The 19,375-nt window shown below is 65.4% G+C and carries 12 protein-coding genes and 1 tRNA gene; 11 read left to right on the top strand and 2 right to left on the bottom strand.

Translation table 11 applies throughout. The features are described 5' to 3' along the window. Positions 1–351 precede the first annotated feature (351 nt). The 3 genes from G6R19_RS19245 to G6R19_RS20295 all read left to right on the top strand — a co-directional run bounded on the left by G6R19_RS19245 (position 352) and on the right by G6R19_RS20295 (position 6,387). The gene (locus tag G6R19_RS19245) at positions 352–4,905 is read left to right on the top strand and encodes an ExeM/NucH family extracellular endonuclease (RefSeq protein ID WP_163167949.1); all 4,554 of its coding nucleotides are present in this window, start codon (positions 352–354) and stop codon (positions 4,903–4,905) included. 304 nt (positions 4,906–5,209) lie between these two features. After that, positions 5,210–5,536 carry a helix-turn-helix domain-containing protein gene (locus G6R19_RS20300; RefSeq protein ID WP_205484636.1) on the top strand — a complete coding sequence of 109 codons (327 nt, stop codon included), beginning with the start codon at positions 5,210–5,212 and terminating at the stop codon, positions 5,534–5,536. Further along, on the top strand, positions 5,533–6,387 hold the full coding sequence (locus G6R19_RS20295) for an IS3 family transposase (protein ID WP_205484634.1): 855 nt from the start codon (positions 5,533–5,535) through the stop codon (positions 6,385–6,387). Before G6R19_RS20300 ends, G6R19_RS20295 begins: the two co-directional genes overlap by 4 nt. Positions 6,388–6,516: 129 nt before the next feature. Here the strand turns inward: G6R19_RS20295 and G6R19_RS19235 are convergent, their stop codons facing one another. Next, on the bottom strand, positions 6,517–8,457 hold the full coding sequence (locus G6R19_RS19235; protein WP_163167948.1) for an FAD/NAD(P)-binding protein: 1,941 nt from the start codon (positions 8,455–8,457) through the stop codon (positions 6,517–6,519). Between the two features lie 84 nt (positions 8,458–8,541). On the opposite strand from G6R19_RS19235, the gene G6R19_RS19230 reads away from it, so the two are divergent. The 4 genes from G6R19_RS19230 to G6R19_RS19215 all read left to right on the top strand — a co-directional run bounded on the left by G6R19_RS19230 (position 8,542) and on the right by G6R19_RS19215 (position 13,075). Next, positions 8,542–10,794, top strand: a complete 2,253-nt coding sequence (locus G6R19_RS19230; RefSeq protein WP_163167947.1) for a prolyl oligopeptidase family serine peptidase — start codon at positions 8,542–8,544, stop codon at positions 10,792–10,794. A gap of 2 nt (positions 10,795–10,796) precedes the next feature. Continuing rightward, on the top strand, positions 10,797–11,324 hold the full coding sequence (locus tag G6R19_RS19225) for a GNAT family N-acetyltransferase (protein ID WP_163167946.1): 528 nt from the start codon (positions 10,797–10,799) through the stop codon (positions 11,322–11,324). 99 nt (positions 11,325–11,423) lie between these two features. Continuing rightward, positions 11,424–11,511: transfer RNA gene (locus G6R19_RS19220), tRNA-Ser, on the top strand. Between the two features lie 133 nt (positions 11,512–11,644). Further along, positions 11,645–13,075, top strand: a complete 1,431-nt coding sequence (locus G6R19_RS19215) for an MFS transporter (RefSeq protein ID WP_163167945.1) — start codon at positions 11,645–11,647, stop codon at positions 13,073–13,075. A gap of 170 nt (positions 13,076–13,245) precedes the next feature. Here the strand turns inward: G6R19_RS19215 and G6R19_RS19210 are convergent, their stop codons facing one another. Further along, complete coding sequence (locus tag G6R19_RS19210; protein WP_163167944.1) at positions 13,246–15,435, bottom strand: RecQ family ATP-dependent DNA helicase; 2,190 nt, start codon at positions 15,433–15,435, stop codon at positions 13,246–13,248. A 175-nt stretch (positions 15,436–15,610) separates the two neighbouring features. Here G6R19_RS19210 and G6R19_RS19205 point away from each other — a divergent pair, with 175 nt between their 5' ends. The 4 genes from G6R19_RS19205 to G6R19_RS19190 all read left to right on the top strand — a co-directional run bounded on the left by G6R19_RS19205 (position 15,611) and on the right by G6R19_RS19190 (position 19,324). Continuing rightward, positions 15,611–17,029: a phosphomannomutase/phosphoglucomutase gene (locus G6R19_RS19205; RefSeq protein WP_163167943.1), complete on the top strand. Its 1,419-nt coding sequence runs from the start codon at positions 15,611–15,613 to the stop codon at positions 17,027–17,029. Between the two features lie 7 nt (positions 17,030–17,036). Then, complete coding sequence (locus tag G6R19_RS19200; protein ID WP_163167942.1) at positions 17,037–17,537, top strand: hypothetical protein; 501 nt, start codon at positions 17,037–17,039, stop codon at positions 17,535–17,537. Positions 17,538–17,550: 13 nt separating this feature from the next. Continuing rightward, positions 17,551–18,000: an Rrf2 family transcriptional regulator gene (locus G6R19_RS19195; RefSeq protein WP_163167941.1), complete on the top strand. Its 450-nt coding sequence runs from the start codon at positions 17,551–17,553 to the stop codon at positions 17,998–18,000. A gap of 163 nt (positions 18,001–18,163) precedes the next feature. Beyond that, on the top strand, positions 18,164–19,324 hold the full coding sequence (locus tag G6R19_RS19190; RefSeq protein WP_163167940.1) for a globin domain-containing protein: 1,161 nt from the start codon (positions 18,164–18,166) through the stop codon (positions 19,322–19,324). Positions 19,325–19,375: the final 51 nt, after the last annotated feature.

The following is a 19,375-nucleotide window of genomic DNA, read 5'->3' as shown; positions in this document are numbered from 1 at the left end:
GTTCCACGCGTCGCAAAAAAGTTAAAAGAACTGCCGCCGGAGCTTCCCCTGAAGCTACCGGCCGGTATTCTTTTGTGATGGCCGGCACATGGGGTTCCGGCCACCAACCCAACCACTGCTGACAGCATCACCGGACCGGGCTACTGGGGCGCCGGCCGGTGAGGCGGGACGTTCCGCTGGGGAACGTCCTGCCGAATGCACGCGCTATCAACCTTGCGTTCATTCAGCGCTGTTGTGATGTGCCGGATACCACTTGACCAGGAGCAGGATCCGGACCCTTGTCCGTCGGTAAAACCTGGACACCTTCCATCGGCTCCCCTACCGGGGAGACCCTTCTGAAAGTAAGAGCGGATGCATCAATCACCTTGGAAATTAGCGCTGGGGACAGCGCTGTCGGCGGGGCTCATAGCTCCTTTGGCGGCGCTTCCTGCTGCTGCCGACCCTGTCGCGGAGGTCTCAGCCGCGGCGGGAACCTCGCCCGTTGTGATCAACGAGGCCTATCTCAGCGGTGGCAGCGAAGGAGCTGCCTACAAAAACAAATTCGTTGAGCTGTACAACTCCTCGGACGCTCCGGTTTCCCTGGAGGGCTGGTCGGTTCAGTACCGCTCCGCCTCAGGCAGCGCAGCCCCCACCGGCGTGGCTGCGCTGACCGGTTCCATCCCAGCCAAGGGGCATTACCTCATCCAGGGAGGAAGCAATAACGGTGGCGCTGCCGGAGCAGACCTGCCGGCAGCGGACCTGGTGGCCACCGGCATCAACCCCGCAGGCGGCGCCGGGACACTCATCCTTGCAAAGCAGCGCACCGCCGTCGTGCTGGGCACCGGTTCCCAGGTGGAGCCTGCCGGCGTGGCCGACCTCCTCGGCTACGGCACCTCGAACACTTTCGAAGCACAGGCAGCCCAGGCTCCGTCCGCCAACACCGACGTCAGAAGCCTGAACCGCGAAGCCGGCGCGGACAGCAACAGCAACTCCGCAGACTTCTCGCTCAGTGCCCGCATTACCCCGACGGCGGCGGGTGGCACCACGACGCCCGATCCGGAGCCCACAGATCCAACCCCTGACCCCACGCCCACGCCTTCAATCCGGACCATCGCGGAAATCCAGGGCACGGGCACCGAAAGCCCGCTGACCGGGTCCACGGTGACCACCACGGGCAAGGTCACGGCAGTCTTCCCCACCGGGGGGCTCAACGGCTACTACGTGCAGACCCCGGGAACCGGCGGGGATCTGACGGCAACCAACCACGCGGCGTCGGACGGGATCTTTGTCTACTCCCCGGCAACGGCGGCTTCGGTCCAGGCCGGAGACCACGTTCAGGTCACGGGCACGGTGGCCGAGTATTTTGGCATGACCCAGCTCAACGTTACGGCAGCGGCAGGGCTCACCAAGCTGACAGAGCCGGCACCCGAAGTGAAGGCCACCACCTTCACGCTGCCCGCCAACGAGACCTTCCGTGAATCCCTGGAAGGCATGCTCCTGGCGCCCCAGGGCCCGTTGACGGTGACGGACAACTACACCCTGAACCAGTACGGTGAGATCGGCCTCGCCGGCGGAACAACTCCGCTGGTCCAGCCCACCGCCGTCGCCCCCTACGGCTCAGCCCAGCATACGGCAACTGTGGCGGAAAATGCCGCCCGGGGCATCAAGCTCGACGACGGCTCCAGCACCAACTTCCTCAGGGACGCGGCCACGAAGGCGCAGGTCCTGCCCTACCTGACCACCACTGAACCGGTACGGGTGGGATCCCCCGTCACGTTCACCACCAACGTGGTCCTCGGCTATGCCAACGATGCCTGGAAGCTCCAGCCACTGACACACCTGACGGAGGGCAACAAGGCCACGGTACAGCCCGCCACGTTCGGTGCCACCCGCACTGAAGCTCCCGCCGCGGTAGGAGGCAACCTGAAGCTCGCCTCCTTCAACGTCCTCAACTACTTCCCCACCACAGGCGACACCTTGGCGGGTTGCACGTTCTACGAGGACCGGGCCGGCAACCCCATCACTGTCCGCGGCGGCTGTGATGCCCGCGGCGCCGCCAACGCTGAGAACTTTGAACGGCAGCAGGACAAGATCGCCGCGGCCATCACCAAGGCCGGCGCGGATGTTGTCACGCTGATGGAGATCGAAAATTCCGCACAGTTCGGCAAGAACCGGGATGACGCCCTGGCCAAGCTGGTGGATGCGCTGAACGTCCAGACCCCGGGTATCTGGGACTACGTCCGTTCGCCTGCCAACGCGCCGCCGCTCAGCGACGAGGACATGATCCGCACCGCCTTCATCTACAAAAAGGCCGTTGCAGAACCTGTGGGTGAGTCCATCATCCACAACGACACCGTGGCATTCGCCACCGCACGCAAGCCGCTTGCCCAGGTCTTCAAGCCAGTGGGCGGCGGCGCCGGGACAGAGTTCATCGCCGTCGCCAACCACTTCAAGTCCAAGGGCTCCGCTGCCACTCCGGAGGACACGGACAAGGGACAAGGTGCGTCCAACCTGGCGCGTACAGCACAGGCTAAGTCCCTTCTGGGGTTCACTAAGTCCCTGCAGCAGTCCAAGGGCACGGACAAGGTCTTCCTTATCGGCGACTTCAACGCGTACGCCAAGGAAGACCCCATCAACGTCTTCACGGCCGAGGGTTACGTCAACCAGGACGACAAGGCACGCAACGCCGACGGCACGGCCAAGCACTCCTACCTGTTCGGCGGAATGGTCGGCTCCCTGGACCACATTTTGGCTTCCCCGGCAGCAGACGCCACGGTCACCGGAGCCGACATCTGGAACATCAACTCGGTGGAATCCGTAGCCCTGGAGTACAGCCGCTACAACAACAATGTCACCGACTACTACGCGCCGGACCAGTACCGCGCCAGCGACCACGACCCTGTGATTGTGGGCATGAACCTGGCGTCCGCACCGGCCACCGTTGACCTGAATTTCCTGGGCATCAATGACTTCCACGGCAGGATCGACACCAACACGGTCCAGTTTGCCGGCACCATCGAGAAGCTCCGGGCCGCAGCCGCCCCCGGCGCCACCGCTTTCCTCTCGGCCGGCGACAACATCGGGGCGTCGCTGTTTGCGTCAGCCGTCGCCAAAGACCAGCCCACTGTCGACGTGCTGAACGCCCTGGAGCTGCAGGCATCCGCCGTGGGCAACCATGAGTTCGACGGCGGCTGGGCGGACCTGCGGGACCGCGTCGTCGCCGGCGGTGCCAACGCGAAGTTCCCCTACCTGGGAGCCAACGTCTACAAGAAGGGCACCACCGAACCGGTCCTCCCCGAGTTCACCGTCCTGGACATGAACGGGATCAAGGTGGCCGTCATCGGCACCGTCACCCAGGAGGTTCCCTCCCTGGTGACCCCCGCCGGCATCGCCGACCTTGAGTTCGGCGACCCGGTGGACGCCATCAACCGGGCAGCGGCACGCATCACGTCGGAGAAGCTTGCCGACGTCATCATCGTGGAAAACCACGACGGCGCGGGTTCGGGAACTGTGGAAGGCGCCACCTTGGAGGAGGAAGTGGCCGCCGGCGGACCCTTCGCGAAGCTGGTCACCCAGACCTCTTCAGACGTCGACGCGATCTTTACCGGGCACACCCACAAGGAGTACTCCTGGGAGGCCCCGGTCCCGGGCGATGAAGGCAAGACCCGCCCGATCGTCCAGACGGGCAACTACGGCGAGAATGTGGGGCAGATCCAGCTCACCGTCGACACCGCCACCAAGGAGGTGACGGCGTACAAGGCCGGCAACGTCAAGCGGACCACCGATCCCGCCGCTGACCTGATCGCCGCCTTCCCGCGGGTTGCCTCCGTCGACGCCATCGTCAAGAAGGCACTCGCGGATGCCGCCGTCGTGGGCAACCAGCCGGTTGGCGCTGTCACGGCGGACATCACGACGGCCTTCACCACTGACGCCGCGGGTGTTGCCAAACGTGATGACCGCGGCAGCGAGTCAACACTGGGCAACCTGGTGGCCGATTCCCTGCTGGATTCGCTGCAGCCGGCGGAACTGGGCGGCGCCGAAATCGGTGTGGTCAATGCCGGCGGACTCCGGAACGAGCTCTACTACGCCCCGGACGGAACTATCACGTATGCCGAGGCGAACGCTGTGCTGCCGTTCGTGAACAACCTGTGGACCACGTCCCTGACCGGCGCCCAGTTCAAGACGCTGCTGGAGCAGCAGTGGCAGACCAACCCGGACGGCACGGTACCCAGCCGGGCTTACATCCAGCTCGGCCTGTCCAAGAACGTGAACTACACCTATGATGCAGCCCGGCCCGCCGGGGACCGCATCACCTCCGTCCGGGTGAACGGGGCCGCGCTCGATCCGGCCAAGTCCTACCGGGTGGGTACGTTCAGCTTCCTGGCTACCGGGGGCGACAACTTCCGGATTTTCACTGAAGGGTCCAACACCAAGGACTCAGGCCTGGTGGACCGGGACGCCTGGATCGGATACCTGCAGGAGAGCAGCCCCGTTTCGCCTGACTTTGCCCGCCGCTCTGTGGCCGTCACCAACACCACCGCCGGCGAGGTCAAGCCGGGTGAGGCCATCACGCTGGCAGTGTCCAAGCTGGACCTGACGTCGCTCGGCAGCCCGGTCAACAAGACCCTGTCAGCCGTATTCACCGACTCTGCCGGCACGGTGACCCAGCTCGGATCCGTGCCTGTGGAAGCAGGCGCAGCGAACGTGAGCCTGCCCGTTCCCTCGGGCGCCGCTGCCGGCACAGGAACCCTTGTCCTCACCGCAGCTGAATCCGGCACCGCAGTCACCGTTGAGGTGACGGTGGCAAGCGTTCCGGTTGAGCCGGTGTGTACCCCGCCGACGAAGCCGACCAAGTGGTACGACGTCCTGGACTGGATCCGCTACGCTGCAGCCTGGCTCCAGTACCAGGTGTGCCTCCGGGGCTAAGGGACCGGTTTCGGCAGCCGCCGTCAACGCTCTCTCACTTAATGCGCGTATTCCGCTAACGCTCTCTCTCCCAAGTGAACTGTGAACTGCTCCCCGGAAGTTGGACTGAGAATTTCAGTTCCGACTTCCGGGGAGCAGTTTTATGCGTGCACGTAGTTCGTTATCTGAGGTCCAGCGCGAGGCGGCGGTAGCGTGGTTTGAGAAGGGCATCGGGTATCGGGCAGCGTCCCGGCTGCTTGATGCGCCTCGTGTGCCGGTAAGGGCACTGTATGGGCGGTGGAGGATTCATGGGCAAGGAGTGCTGGTGAGCAAACCGGCAAAGTCGTACTCGTTCGAGTTCAAGCTGGCCTTAGTGGAACGGTTCCTCGCGGGCGAGACCGGCCCGGACCTGGCTGTAGAGGCTGGCTTGTCCTCGCGCCAGTTGCTGCAAAAGTGGGTCCGGGCGTATCGCCGTGATGGTCCGGAGGCATTGCGTCCCAAGGCCAAAGGCAGGCCGGCGAAGTCCTCAGCTCCACTTCCACGGGCCGAATTAACCGAACTGGAACGGTTGCGCCGGGAGAACGAACGGCTGCGCGCGGAGGTGGCGTATCTGGGAAAATTGCGGGCCTTGAGGGCTCAGGAACGACAGTGAAGGTTCAAGCCCTCATTGCCCTCAAGGCTGACTTCCCCCTCCCGGTCCTGCTGCTGGTCTCGGGTCTGGCTCGCTCCACGTTCTCTTACCAACAGGCCCGGCTCCGGTCTCCAGATCCGAAGGAAGCATTCAAGGCCGCGGTCACTGAGATCTTCACGACAAACCATGGCCGCTACGGCCACCGCCGGATCCACAGCGAGCTAACCCGGCAAGGGTGGGCGGTTGCGAAGAAGACCGTGCTGAAACTGATGCGCTCACTTCAGCTGTTCTGCAGGGTCCGGCGAAGGAAGCGCTATAACTCTTACCAAGGCGAGCAGGGCGCTATTGCCCCGAACCTGCTGAACCGGAAGTTTGATGCTGATGCGCCGAACCAGAAGTGGGTGACGGACGTGACGGAGTTCCGCGTCGGGGACCGGAAGCTCTATCTCTCCCCGGTCATGGACCTCTTCAACCGGCAGATCATCTCCTATTCCGTTGGCAGCTCGCCGAACCTGGAGCTGACCAACAGTTCGCTCCGCGGTGCCCTCGCCTGTCTTGAGCCGGGGCAGCGGCCCCTGGTGCATTCGGACCAAGGCGTCCAATACCAACACGCCTCATGGCGGATCCTTCTCAACGATGCCGGCGCCGCCCAGTCGATGTCCCGCAAGGGCAACTGCTATGACAACGCAGTCATGGAGAACTTCTTCGGACATCTCAAGGAAGAGCTCTTCCACCACGTCCGATTCCTTAGCACCGATGCCCTGGCAACAGCCCTGAACGAGTACATCCACTGGTACAACAACGAAAGAATCTCAACCAAACTCAAGGGTATGAGCCCGGTGCAATACCGGGCCCAGACCCTCGCGGCCTAGAATCCCATTTAGCCAGTCCAACCATCGGGGACCAGTTCAACTGGGTGAGAGAGCGTTGGGGTTTAAGGCACATCGAGTGAGAGAGCGTTGGGGTTTAAGGCGCATCAACTGAGAGAGCGTTGGGGTTTGCTAGAGCCCGAGGATGGCGCCGGCGATCTCGTCGGCGTCGCGTAGCGTGCGCTGGCCGCTGCGGTAGTTCGGTCCGCCGGACTGGACGGCTTCGGCCGCAATGGCGGTGCCCCACTGGGTGGAGGAGAGCTGCAGTCCCAGCACGTAGAGGCCTTCCGTCACGGAACCGTTCGCTGCCAGCGGGCGGTAAGGGTGCGGCTCAACATCCAGGCCGGTGGACTGCACAGGGGCACCCTCCACCGACATCATGAGGCGTGGCCGCACCAGGCCGTCGGCCAGCAGCTGCTCCAATACCGGCGAATCGTTGGCGGAGACTCTGTTGCCGGGAGCCAGCGCCTCCACCATGGTCCGTGCTGCCACCGGTTCATCGTCCACCCATGGCGAGAAGGCAGTGAAGACACCGTTCCTGCGGTCCACCCCGAACTTGGGGTCCGGCCCCACGAAACTGACCACTCCTGCCCTCGCCAGCGCCGCGAGCTGTTCGGAGCGCAGCGCAGGAGGCCCGCTGGCCAGTCCTTCCACAAACGACTCGAACCAGCCACGCAGTCCCGCGACCCAGGATTCATCGGTGATGCCGCCGTCGGCTACAGCTGTCTTCAGCACCGCGCGGCCATGGTGGAGGGCACCGATGGCCATCTTCACCGGGTCATCCTCGCCCAGGGCGGAGCGGCGCGCATCGTCCAGCAGGTACTCCACGATAGCGGCGTCGAGCTCGGCCCGCGACCCGAAGGACCGGCCCGCCAGCGGCGCAGCGAGCCCCGGAAGATCCAGCCGGTGCCGGGGCCCAACGTGGACAGCGAGGACGCTCTCTACGCTGTCCTCCCAGTTCGCGGCACTGTGTGCGTGCGGGTGGAGTGCCTCGTCCAATGCCTCGAGGAAGGCGGGCGAATCAGGCACGGCATTGGGCTGCGAGCGCACCAGGGTGGAGTAGTAGGCCCAGAGCGCATCGCGGTGCAGGAGGGGCCAGAGATCATGGTCGAATGCAGGGCGGATACCCGCCTTCTTGAAGCGTTCCAGCGCAGCCTCGGTGAAGTAGCGCAGGGTCACGGATGCCGGGTAGTAGCCGTTCAGCGCGGCTTTGGCCCGATACGGCGTTCCCCGCCGGGAGGCAGCAATGATGCGCGGTTCCTGGCCTGAGGGCTCGTAACGGAGCACCGTCCCGTTGCTGATGAACTTCCCGCCGCGGCCCTCGGTCAGCTGGCCCATGGTGTCGAAGAAGTTCAGTCCCATACCGCGGACCAGCACAGGTTCCCCGGACGGAATCAGGGACCAGTCCACGTCCGCCGGCACCGCAGGAGGAAAATACCGAAGGCCCAACTGCTCGGCCGAAGACTGCAGCTCACGCTGTTCAGGATTCAGCCGGGACGGGATGTGGCCGAGCGCCAGCACTACGGATCCGGTGCGGATCGTTGCCCCGGTGGCCAGGCCGACGTCGAACGTTCCGTCACCTGAGGGGCGCACCGACAGGGCGGACGTTTCGTGGAAGTCGATGGTGACGCCGTCGGGTAAATTCCGCATCAGCTCCTCCACCGTGCTGCGGAGGTACCGGCCGTAGAGTGCACGGCTGGGGAAATCGCTGGCGGTCAGGACCGCAAGTTCCGCCAGTTCTTCTTCGCTCAGGGACGGGGCAGGGTCCTTCTGCTGCCGGGCCCGCCACCGGTCGAAGGTGGTGCCGGCGACCGGCGGCGCCAGGGCGGGGTCCTCCGGGATCAGGGTGGGATAGAAGGACTGCGTGTTCATCAGGAACAGCCGCGACTGCCCTGGCTGCCACACGTGGCCCGGACCTGCCGGATAGGGATCAATGACGTCGATGTGGAGCCGCACCGGGCCAGGGCCGGCCGCGGTCAACGCGGCGGTGCGGGCAAGCAGGCGTTCCAGGACACTGGTGCCGCGGGGACCCGCCCCAACAATGGCGGTCCGGATGCTCTGCGTTTTTTCCACGGCATCCAGAGTACGGGCTGAAACAAAGTCCGCGCTGAACACTTGACTTGCCAGCCGTCCGCGGATGTTGTTTGGATGGGGCGCATGACCACCACTGCAGCTGATCCAGCGCCCGCCTCCGGCGATACCACCGGCACCGCGCCCTCGGGCATCGCGCCCTCGGGCATCGCGCCCGAGCCCATTGACGAGAATGCCTGGCTCGAGGAGATTTACGGCGAGCAGCAACTGGCCTGGGTGAAGGAACAGAATTCACGCACGGAGGACCTGCTGGAGGACGCCGACTACGTGGAACTCGAGGGCAAGATCCTTGAGGTGCTGGACTCCACGGACAGGATCGCCATGGTGGGCAAGCGCGGTGACTGGTATTACAACTTCTGGAAGGACCAGCAGAACCCCAAGGGCCTGTGGCGCCGCACTTCGTGGGAGAGCTACTGCACTGATACCCCGGTCTGGGATGTCCTGCTGGACGTCGACGCCCTGTCCGCCGCAGAGGGCGAAGAATGGGTCTTCCACGGGGCAACCTTCCTCCGCCCTGCGCCAGGTGCGCCTTACCGTCTGGCGCTGCTGGCGCTTTCACCTGACGGCGGCGACGCCAACCGCTACCGGGAGTTCGATGTGGAATCCCGGACGTTCGTGGACCCCGCGCGGGGCGGCTTTGACCTGCCGACGGCGAAGGGGAACGTGTCGTGGCTGGATGCGGACACGCTGCTGGTGGCCTCCACCGCAGAGGGGCTTCCGAGGACGGCTTCGTCCTATGCCCGGACTGCCGTCACCCTTAAGCGCGGCGCCTCGCTGGCCGAAGCGCCCCGCCTGTTCGAGGTGCCGGAGAACCACATGATGGCAGTGGTGGCCCACGACTCCACACCGGGGTTCGAGAGGACCTTCGCGGTTGACTACATCGACTTCTACAACAGGAGCAATTCCGTACTGCGCGACGGTTCCTGGACGTTCATCGACGTCCCCACCGACGTCAACGTCAGCGCGCACCGGGAATGGCTGCTGTTCCGTCCCCAGCAGGATTGGGTGCTGAACGGGTCAACCTATCCGGCGGGATCGCTCCTGGCCGCCCGGTTTGAGGACTACCTGGCCGGTGTGCGCGACGTGGCAGTGCTGTTCACTCCGGACGCCTACACCTCGCTGCAGTCCTGGAGCTGGACCCGGAACTTCCTGCTGCTCAACCTGCTGAAGGACGTTTCCTCCGAGATCCGTGTTCTCGACCCGTCGCGGCCAACGGGTGACGCCAACGGAGCCTGGGAGTCTACCCTCCTGGATGCCTGCCCGCCGCTGCACGACGTCAACGCCTACGCGGTGGACGATGAGGACGAAGCCGACGGCGGCGCGGGTGACGACTTCTGGCTCGTCGCCACGGGCTTCACCACCCCCAGCACGCTGATGCGGGGCACGTTGGAGCGTGCCGTAGCGGGGACGCCCGGGGTGGTGAGCCGGCACGAGACAGTCAAGGCCTCGCCGTCGTTCTTTGCCGACGAAAACTATGAAGTGCAGCAGCACTTCGCCGTTTCCGACGACGGAACCCGGGTTCCCTACTTCCAGGTCGCCTCCCGGGACCTCCCGCTGGACGGGCAGAACCCCACCCAGCTCTCGGGCTATGGCGGTTTTGAGGTTTCCCGCACTCCGGCCTACAGCGGCACTGTGGGCAGGGCCTGGCTGGAACGCCGGACTTCCACTACCGCCGGCACCAATGGGGAAGCATCCCACTCCAGGGGCGGTGTGTACGTGGTGGCCAACATCCGCGGCGGCGGCGAATACGGTCCGGGGTGGCACAGGGCAGCCCTGCAGGAGAACCGGCACAAGGCTTACCAGGACTTCGCGGCCGTGGCCCGGCACCTGATCTCCCGCGGTGTCACCTCGCCGGAGCGGCTGGGCTGTGTGGGCGGGTCCAATGGCGGACTCCTGGTGGGAAACATGCTCACGCAGTACCCCGAGCTGTTCGGGGCAATCTCCTGCGGCGTGCCGCTGCTTGATATGCGCCGTTACACCAAGCTGTCCGCCGGCCATTCGTGGATCGCCGAATACGGTGACCCGGATGTGCCGGAGCAGTGGGAGTACATCAGGACGTTTTCGCCGTACCACCTGCTCAAGGATGGGGTTGATTACCCGGAGACGTTCATTTGGACGGCCACCTCCGACGACCGCGTGGGACCGGTGCAGGCCCGCAAGATGGCTGCCCGCATGCTGGCCATGGGCATCCCGAATGTCTGGTTCCACGAGGCCCTTGAGGGCGGACACGCCGGAGCGTCCGACAACCGGCAGGCGGCAGCGCTGCAGGCCCGAAGCCAGCACTTCCTCTGGAAGGCGCTGGCGGGCGGGACGGCGTAGCGGTGTCCCTGGCCGTGCGGCGGGCCGCGCGGACTGACGTGGAGCGGCTGGCGGAGGTCCACGTCCGCTGCTGGCAGGAGACGTACCGCGGCATGCTGTCCGAGGGGTTCCTGGCGTCACAGACTCCCGATAACCGCCTGCCGCTGTGGCGCCACCTCTTGGAGAGCACGGAGCCTGCGGACGCCTGGGTGGCCTGCGACGACGGCGTGATCGAGGGGTTCGCGGGTATCCGGCGTGTGCCTTCCGGCGACTCCTGGCATTCAGCAGGGCCGCCCTCGTCCGGGGCCCTGGAATTGTGGGGACTCTACCTGTTGGCATCGCACCAGGGGCTGGGACTGGGGCGCCGGCTCCTGGAGGCAGCACTGGGCGACAGCGCGGCAAGCCTGTGGGTGGCTGCTGAGAACGGGCGTGCGATTGGCTTCTACAGCCATTTCGGCTTCACACCCGACGGCGCGGCGGACGTGATCCCCGACTGGGAGAACCTGCGCGAAATCAGGTTGGTGCGGCCCGGGCAGGTCCCGCGTTCGTAGCCGGCGGGCGATCCCCGCGGGCACTTTGAAGGGTCTTGCGGCCCGTTTTGCACTGCGTGCCACGTTCTGCGTATCCTTGGTGGGCTAGGAATAGCAATTGGAGACGTGCCAGAGCGGCCGAATGGGCTTCACTGCTAATGAAGTGTGGGGCACAACTCCACCGGGGGTTCAAATCCCCCCGTCTCCGCGTTTGGCCCCGGTCCTGGACCGGGGCCTTTTGCGTACCCGCCGATGGTGCTGCTTGCTGCCCCGGCTGCCCTCCCCGTCCGCGGTGCGGACAGATGCATCCCGGGATCCCGCGGCGGTGGAATGATGAACGGATGGCAGCAAGCGACACGGTGGATGAGACGCCAGGCAGCACGCAGGCCTGGAGTCCCCGGCTGGCATTGCTGGTGGCCGCGACCTTCTTTATGGAGTTCCTGGACGGCACCGTCCTCACCACGGCCATCCCCAACATCGCTGACGACTTCAGGGTTCCCCCCGCAGACGTGAACATCACGATGACGGCATACCTGCTGACCGTTGCCATGGGCATCCCGCTGAGCGGTTGGCTGGCTGAACGGTTTGGCGCCCGGCTTGTGTTTTGCCTTGCCATCGCGATCTTCACCTTGGCATCCTTGGCCTGCTCGCTGAGCCAGGACCTTACCGCGCTCACCCTCAGCAGGATCATGCAGGGGCTTGGCGGGGCCATGATGGTTCCCGTCGGAACTCTTTTGGTCCTTCGCGGGACGCCGAAAGCGGAACTCCTTCGCGCTACGGCGTTCCTTGTGTGGCCCGGCCTCCTGGCACCGGTCCTCGCTCCGTTGGTGGGCGGGGCCCTCACGACCTATTTGTCCTGGCACTGGATCTTCCTGATCAACCTCCCGCTGGGTGCCGCTGCATTCCTGGCCGCACTCCGACTGGTCCCGGCAGCGGCAGGCGACCGGGGGCGGCGGCTGGACTGGCTGGGGCTGTTCCTCACGACGCTCGGCGTGGGGGCCCTGGTGGGGGGCCTCGAATTGGTGAGCACCCACCCCGCTCCCTGGGCCGCCCTGAGTGCAGGAGCAGGCGCGGTTGCTGTCGCCTGTGCCGTGCTGTGGATGCGGCGGGTTCGCTATCCGCTCTTTGACCTCGGGGTTTTCAGCACCCGGACGTTCCGGGCCATGGCCACCGGCGGGTTCGCTTACCGGTTGACCATCAGTTTGGTCCCTTTCCTGCTGCCCCTGATGTTCCAAGCCGGGTTCGGTTGGACCCCGCTGCACGCCGGGGCCATGGTGGCCGCTGTGTTCATCGGCAACATCGGCATCAAGCCCGCTACAACTCCCCTGATTCGACGGTTCGGCTTCAAAGCGGTGCTCGTCTTTGCGTCGGTTGCCTCTGCGGCTACTTTTGTGCTTTGCGCCCTGCTCACGCCGGAGACGCCCGAGCCGCTGACTTTCGCCCTGTTGGTCTGCAGTGGAGCCTTTCGCTCCATCGGTTTCTCGGCCTACGCGTCGGTTCAGTACGCCGACATCGCACCGGCACAGCTCACCTCGGCGAACACGGTCTCTGCCACCCTGGTCCAACTGGCCGCTGCCGCAGGCATCGCTGTGGGAGCCTTACTGATCCGGCTCTTTGACGGCCTGGGCACATTTCCTGACGACGCCGCCGGACCCTTCCGCGGCGCCTTTCTCGCCATGGCAGTGCTGATGCTGGCCAGCACGGCAGACAGCCTGTTCCTGCCACGGCATGCCGGTGCGGAAGTCAGCCAGCGCAACGCCCAGCGGGTCTAGGCTCCCATCCCCCGGCCCTGCCAGGCTGAAGCCGGTTACATGGGCCCGACCACTGGCACTCCCTCCCTGAAGCGCACTCCTGACCGGCCATAAGCCCGCTGCCCTGGCTGATCAGGCTGCAAACCGGCTCGCGTTGGTTTTCACCCGGCCTGGTTTCACCCCGCCTGGGCTCACCCGGCCTGGGCAAGGACCAACGGAAGGACAGCTCCCGCCCCGGCCTGCCTCAGTGCCCGGCCAGCAACCGTGAGTGTCCAGCGGCTGTCTGCCAGGTCATCGATCAGCATCACGGGCTGGCCCTGCACAGCGGCCAGCGCAGCTTGGAGCTCAGGACCCACCACCAGCCGCTCCCACACGCCGGCCAGCCGGTAGGCGCTGTTGCCGCCGCGGCCTCCGGTGGGACCACCATGCGCGAGCTGCATCTCCCCAAGGTAGGGAATGCGCCCGATCTCGGAGATTCCCCTGGCCAGGGAACCCACCAGCTCGGGCTTGCTCCGCGCCGGAATGCTTACTATCGCGGCAGGCCGGCCGACTCCGCTCCAGCCAGGATTGCGGGCGTCGCCGGCACCCCACTCCCGCAAGACCTGCACGCAGGCCTGCAGCATGGCCGGATCCACGGGCTGGTCTTCGGCGCCGGCCGCAAACAGCGCGCGCAAGGCGCCACCCCAGCCAAGGTCCGTCAGCCTGGCCAAAACGCGCCCTTCGGCGAGCCCTTCCCCCGGCTTGAGCTTCCCCTTGACCGGCACGCCAAGGCGGTCCATGCCGCTGGGCCACTGGAGCCTGGCTTCCAGGACCCCACCTGCCCTGCTGAGGGTCTGGCCGGCAGCCTCCGTGGCGGTTTCCGCTATGTCTGCCGGGAACCAGCGCCCTGCGCAGTTGTCGCACCGGCCGCAGGCCTGCGCGGTTTCGTCGTCGAGGACGGAGGTGATGTATTCCATCCGGCATCCGGCGGTGTCCTGGTAGATCACCATAGAGTCCTGCTCGTCCACGCGCGCCTCAGCGATCCGGCTGTACCGCTCCGCGTCGTAAACCCACGGCTGGCCCGTGGCCCGCCATCCGCCTCCCACCCGTTCCACTGCGCCGTCAACGGACAGGACTTTAAGCAGCAGTTCCAGCGGGGTGCGGCGGAGGTCAACCCGCGCTTCCAGGGCCACCGTGGAGAGTGCGGTGCCGGCTTCAGCCAAGGCAGTGAGGACGGCCGCTGCTTTCTCTTCGGAGGGCATGGACGCGGTGGCGAAATACTGCCAGATGTCGCGGTCCTCCGAGCCGGGAAGCAACAGGACGTCGGCATTGGCGGCGCCTCGGCCGGCACGGCCCACCTGCTGGTAGTAGGCCACCGGGGAAGACGGCGCCCCAAGGTGGACCACAAAGCCCAGGTCAGGTTTGTCGAAGCCCATGCCCAGGGCCGAAGTGGCCACCAGCGCCTTGACCTGGTTGTCCTTTAGCAGCTGCTCGGCGCGTTCCCTGTCTGCGGGATCGGTGCGGCCGGTATAGGCCAGTACGTCATGCCCGGCTTCGGCGAGGAGCCGCGCGGTGTCTTCCGCCGCCGACACAGTCAAGGTATAGATGATGCCGCTTCCGGGCAGGTCGGCCAGATGCGTCAGGAGCCAGCCCAGCCGCTGCTTCGAGTCCGGCAAGGACAGGACGCCCATCCGCAGGGAGTCACGCCCCAGGGAACCACGGATGGTGAGGACCCCGTCTCCAAGCTGCTCTTCGATGTCGTGCACCACCCGGGAGTTTGCCGTGGCGGTGGTAGCGAGGACCGGAACGTTATCCGGCAGTTGGGTGATCAAGTCCGCGATCCGCCGGTAGTCAGGGCGGAAGTCGTGGCCCCAGTCCGAGATGCAGTGGGCCTCGTCAATAACCAGCAGGCCGGTGCGCCGGATGAGCTCCGGCAGCTGGGTTTCCCGGAAGGCCGGGTTGGTGAGCCGCTCCGGGGAGACCAGCAGCACGTCCACCTGGTCACTGGCTAGCTGCTCACGGACCGCGTCCCATTCCAGCTGGTTGGCGGAGTTGATGGCGACGGCACGCACCCCTGCCCTGGCAGCGGCAGCCACCTGGTCCCGCATCAGGGCCAGCAGCGGCGAAACGATAAGCGTGGGCCCGGCGCCGCGGCGGCGCAACAGCAGGGACGCCACAAAATAGACGGCCGATTTGCCCCAGCCCGTGCGCTGGACCACCAAGGCCCGCCTGCCGCCGTCGACCAGCGCTTCAATGGCTTCAAACTGCCCCTCATGGAAGGCAGCCCCGGGGTGTCCCACAAGCTCGCGCAGCACCTCCAGTGCCTGGTGGTGGGTTGCGGAGTTGGAGGCGGAGCCTCCGGCTGGCTCTGCGGTTGCTGTGGAGTGCTGGTTATCGACCATTGATTCAGTATCCCAGCCGCCCCTGACACGCGGCTCCAAACGCCGCCCCTCCGTGGATACGTCAGGGATACGGCAGGGATACAAAACGCGCATGGTCGCCGGAACAGCCGTCACATAGCGCGCTTGCCAACCCGTCCTCCACAGCCACTTCCGCCGTCCACGTAAGATAAATCCCGTGACTAGCGAACAGACAACGACTTTCGACCTTTCGGCATCCTTCAAGGCGTACGACGTCCGGGGCATCGTGGGCGAGTCCATCACCGCCGAAATCGTTGAAGCCGTGGGGGCCGCGTTCGTGGACATCCTCCAGCTCCAGGGCCAGACAATCCTGGTGGGCGGCGACATGCGCCCTTCCTCCCCGGAGTTCACCAAGGCTTTCGCCAGCGGCGCAACCGCCCGTGGCGCCGACGTTGAGCTCCTGGACCTGATTTCCACTGACGAACTGTACTTCGCCTGCGGTTACCTGAACCGTGCAGGTGCCACGTTCACCGCCAGCCACAACCCTGCAGGCTACAACGGCATCAAAATGTCCAAGGCCGGGGCCGTGCCCATCTCCTCGGAGTCAGGCCTCAAGGACATCCAGGCCCTGGCCGAGCAGTACCTGAACACCGGCTCCATTCCAGCGGCGGAAAAGCGCGGCCAGGTCAGCGTCCGCGACGTGCTCAAGGACTACTCCGAGTACCTCCGCAAGCTGGTGGACCTCTCCGGAACACGTCCGTTGAAGGTGGTAGTGGACGCAGGCAACGGCATGGCCGGCCTCACCACCCCGGCAGTCCTGGGCGACGCCCTGCTCCCCAAACTGCCCCTGGACATCGTTCCCCTGTACTTCGAGCTGGATGGCTCCTTCCCAAACCATCCCGCCAACCCGCTTGAGCCGGAGAACCTCCGCGACCTGCAGGCTGCAGTGCTCCAGCACGGTGCGGACATCGGCCTGGCGTTCGACGGCGACGCTGACCGCTGCTTTGTCATCGACGAGAAGGGCGAGCCGGTCTCGCCGTCGGCCATCACCGGGATGGTTGCCCGCCGCGAAATTGCCCGCGCCAAAGCGCAGGGAGAAGCCACCCCCACCATCATCCACAACCTCCTCACTTCGCGTGCCGTGCCCGAACTCGTGGAACACGACGGCGGCAGGGCTGTCCGTACGCGGGTTGGCCACTCCTTCATCAAGGCAGTCATGGCGAAGGAAGGGGCGGTGTTCGGCGGAGAACACTCAGCCCACTTCTACTTCCGTGACTTCTGGAACGCAGACACCGGCATGCTGGCGGCAATGCACGTCCTGGCTGCCCTGGGCGAGCAGGACGGTCCGCTTTCGGAACTGGGCCGCGAGTACGAGCCCTACGTGTCGTCCGGCGAGATCAACTCCGAAGTGGAGGACAAGGCCGCAGCAGTCGAGCGCGTCCGCCTGGCTTTTGCCGACGAAGACCTCACCATCGACGGGATGGACGGCAGCACGTTTACCGCCAATGACGGCAGCTACTGGTTCAACCTGCGCCCGTCCAATACCGAGCCGTTCCTCCGGCTCAACGCTGAGGCTACGGACCGCACAACAATGGAGCGGATCCGGGACCGCGTCCTGTCGATCGTCCGGGCCTAGTCCACGCATGGCTGAAGAGAGCGCATTCGGCTCGGGAGCAGGGACAGGCGGGCAAGCCTCCTGGCGCGACACCGTTCCCGAGAGCACGGCCACGGACCTTGAGAACCTTCTAGGAACGGGCATCAGCGCCGCACAGGAGCAGCTCCAGCGCAATGGCGGCTTCCTGCCCTTCGCCCTGACTGTGCAAAACGACGGCGAGGTCCGCTTGGTCGCCGTTTCCCCGGCGGATGCCCGGGAAGGTTCCGACGGCGACTTTGATGCCGATGCGATGATCAGTGACCTCACCGCCCTGCTGCGCCAGAACCGGGAGGACTTTCGCGCCGCTGCGGTGGTTTGTGACATTCTGCTGGTGGAGGAGGACTCGGACGCGATCCATGTGGCCACCGAGCACCGCGAAGGCCCGGTATTCGCCGCCGTTTTGCCCTACTCCGCCGACGCCGTCACCCGGACGTGGGAGTTCGGCGAGCTTGCGGCTGACGCCAGCGAGCCCGTTATCTGGGTGGACTAGACCGGCCCCCGCCATGAAAATCAATGCTTTTGCCGACGTGAGCCTGCGGGCCCTCATGGTGCTTGCGGCTGCGCCTGACGGCACCCTGCTTACCACGCAAAACATTGCCGATACGGTGGGAACGCCCTACAACCATGTCAGCAAGGCGATGGCCAAACTGCGCAACCTGGGGTTGATCGAGGTGGAGCGGGGCCGGACGGGCGGTTCCCGGCTAAGCCATGGTGGCCGGAGTGCCACCGTCGGTCAAATTCTTCGGCAACTCGACACCCGAACGGATGCGGCGGAATGCGTCGCCCCCAGCGGCAACTGCCCCCTCATCAACGAGTGCAAGCTCCGCGCTGCCCTGTCCCGCGCCCGCGAGTCCTTCTACCGCGAGCTCGACGGGGTAGTAATCGCTAATCTGCCGGCCTCCCGGCAGATGACTCCGGTCTTCGAAATGATCGGACTGCGCCCCGGGCTTTAGCCCTGCGCAAGCTGCCTCCTCAGCAACGGGACGGCCAGGGCAATCCTAAGATTTGATCGCAACTTCTACAGCGTGTAGAACTTGGGATATGAATACAAGCATTGCGAATGCGGGTATTCAGAAAGGCCGGGCGAAGGCCCCGGTCCCTACCTCAGGAGTTCCTATGCTCTCGGACAAATCCCGCCCTGTCATCGAAGCCACGTTGCCGCTTGTTGGTTCACGCATCAGCGAAATTACGCCCAAGTTTTACCAACGGCTGTTCGCCGCGCACCCCGAACTCCTGGACGGCCTGTTCAGCCGCTCGAACCAACGCTCCGGCAACCAGCAGCAGGCCCTGGCAGGAAGCATTGCGGCCTTTGCCACGCACCTCGTCAACAACCCGGGCACCCTCCCCGAGACTGTCCTTTCGCGCATCGCGCACCGGCACGCCTCCCTGGGCATCACCGAACCGCAGTACCAGGTGGTCTACGAGCACCTGTTCGCGGCCGTTGCGGAAGACTTGGCAGAGGTCATCACACCCGAAATCGCGGAAGCCTGGACAGAGGTGTACTGGCTCATGGCGGACGCGTTGATCAAACTCGAGAAGGCGCTGTACGCAGGGCAGGCCAACAGCATGATGTGGACGCCATGGCGGGTAGCTGCGAAAACTCCCGCGGGGGCCGGATCTATGACCTTCGCCCTCGAGCCCGCCGACGAGACCCCCGTGACGCAGGCGCTTCCCGGCCAGTACATCAGTGTGAAAGTAATCCTGCCGGAAGGCCTTCGCCAGGTCCGCCAATACTCCCTTTCGGGCGAGGCGGGCACCACCCGCAGCTTCACTACCAAGCTGGACGACGGCGGCGACGTCTCGCCCGTGCTCCACAACAACGTGCAGGTGGGAGACATCCTGGAAATCTCCAATCCGTACGGCGAGATCACCCTCAAGGATGGCGACCGTCCGGTGGTGCTCGCGTCCGCCGGCATCGGCTGCACGCCCACCGCATCAATCCTGCGTTCCCTGGCTGATTCCGGGTCCGAACGGCAGGTGCTGGTACTTCACGCCGAGAGCACCCTGGAAAGCTGGGCCCTGCGCAGCCAGATGACCGACGACGTCGAGCGCCTGGACGGTGCCGAGCTGCAGCTGTGGCTGGAACAGCCGGAGGCGGGAGCGAAGGAAGGCTTCATGTCCCTGCGCGAAGTGGACCTGCCGGCCGATGCGTCCCTCTACCTCTGCGGCCCGCTGCCCTTTATGAAGAACATCCGCAACGAGGCAATCAACGCCGGCATCCCGGCCACCCGAATCCACTACGAGGTCTTCGGCCCGGACATCTGGCTGGCCGGCTGAACCCCTACCCATGGAGTTTTTGTCCATGTATGCGGACGTGGAGGCGGTTTA

Origin of the sequence: Arthrobacter sp. Alg241-R88 (assembly GCF_900537115.1) — a bacterium.
Classification (GTDB): Bacteria; Actinomycetota; Actinomycetes; order Actinomycetales; family Micrococcaceae; genus Arthrobacter.
Note: the sequence above shows the minus strand (reverse complement) of the source record. Positions and strands in the feature narration are given on the sequence as shown.

Bases quoted from the DNA above. Each gene is read 5' to 3' on its own strand.
- G6R19_RS19245 (WP_163167949.1), top strand. From the start codon at position 352: ATGCATCAATCACCTTGGAAATTAGCGCTGGGGACAGCGCTGTCGGCG.
- G6R19_RS19230 (WP_163167947.1), top strand. From the start codon at position 8,542: ATGACCACCACTGCAGCTGATCCAGCGCCCGCCTCCGGCGATACCACC.
- G6R19_RS19215 (WP_163167945.1), top strand. From the start codon at position 11,645: ATGGCAGCAAGCGACACGGTGGATGAGACGCCAGGCAGCACGCAGGCC.
- G6R19_RS19210 (WP_163167944.1), bottom strand. From the start codon at position 15,435: ATGGTCGATAACCAGCACTCCACAGCAACCGCAGAGCCAGCCGGAGGC.
- G6R19_RS19200 (WP_163167942.1), top strand. From the start codon at position 17,037: ATGGCTGAAGAGAGCGCATTCGGCTCGGGAGCAGGGACAGGCGGGCAA.
- G6R19_RS19195 (WP_163167941.1), top strand. From the start codon at position 17,551: ATGAAAATCAATGCTTTTGCCGACGTGAGCCTGCGGGCCCTCATGGTG.
- G6R19_RS19190 (WP_163167940.1), top strand. From the start codon at position 18,164: ATGCTCTCGGACAAATCCCGCCCTGTCATCGAAGCCACGTTGCCGCTT.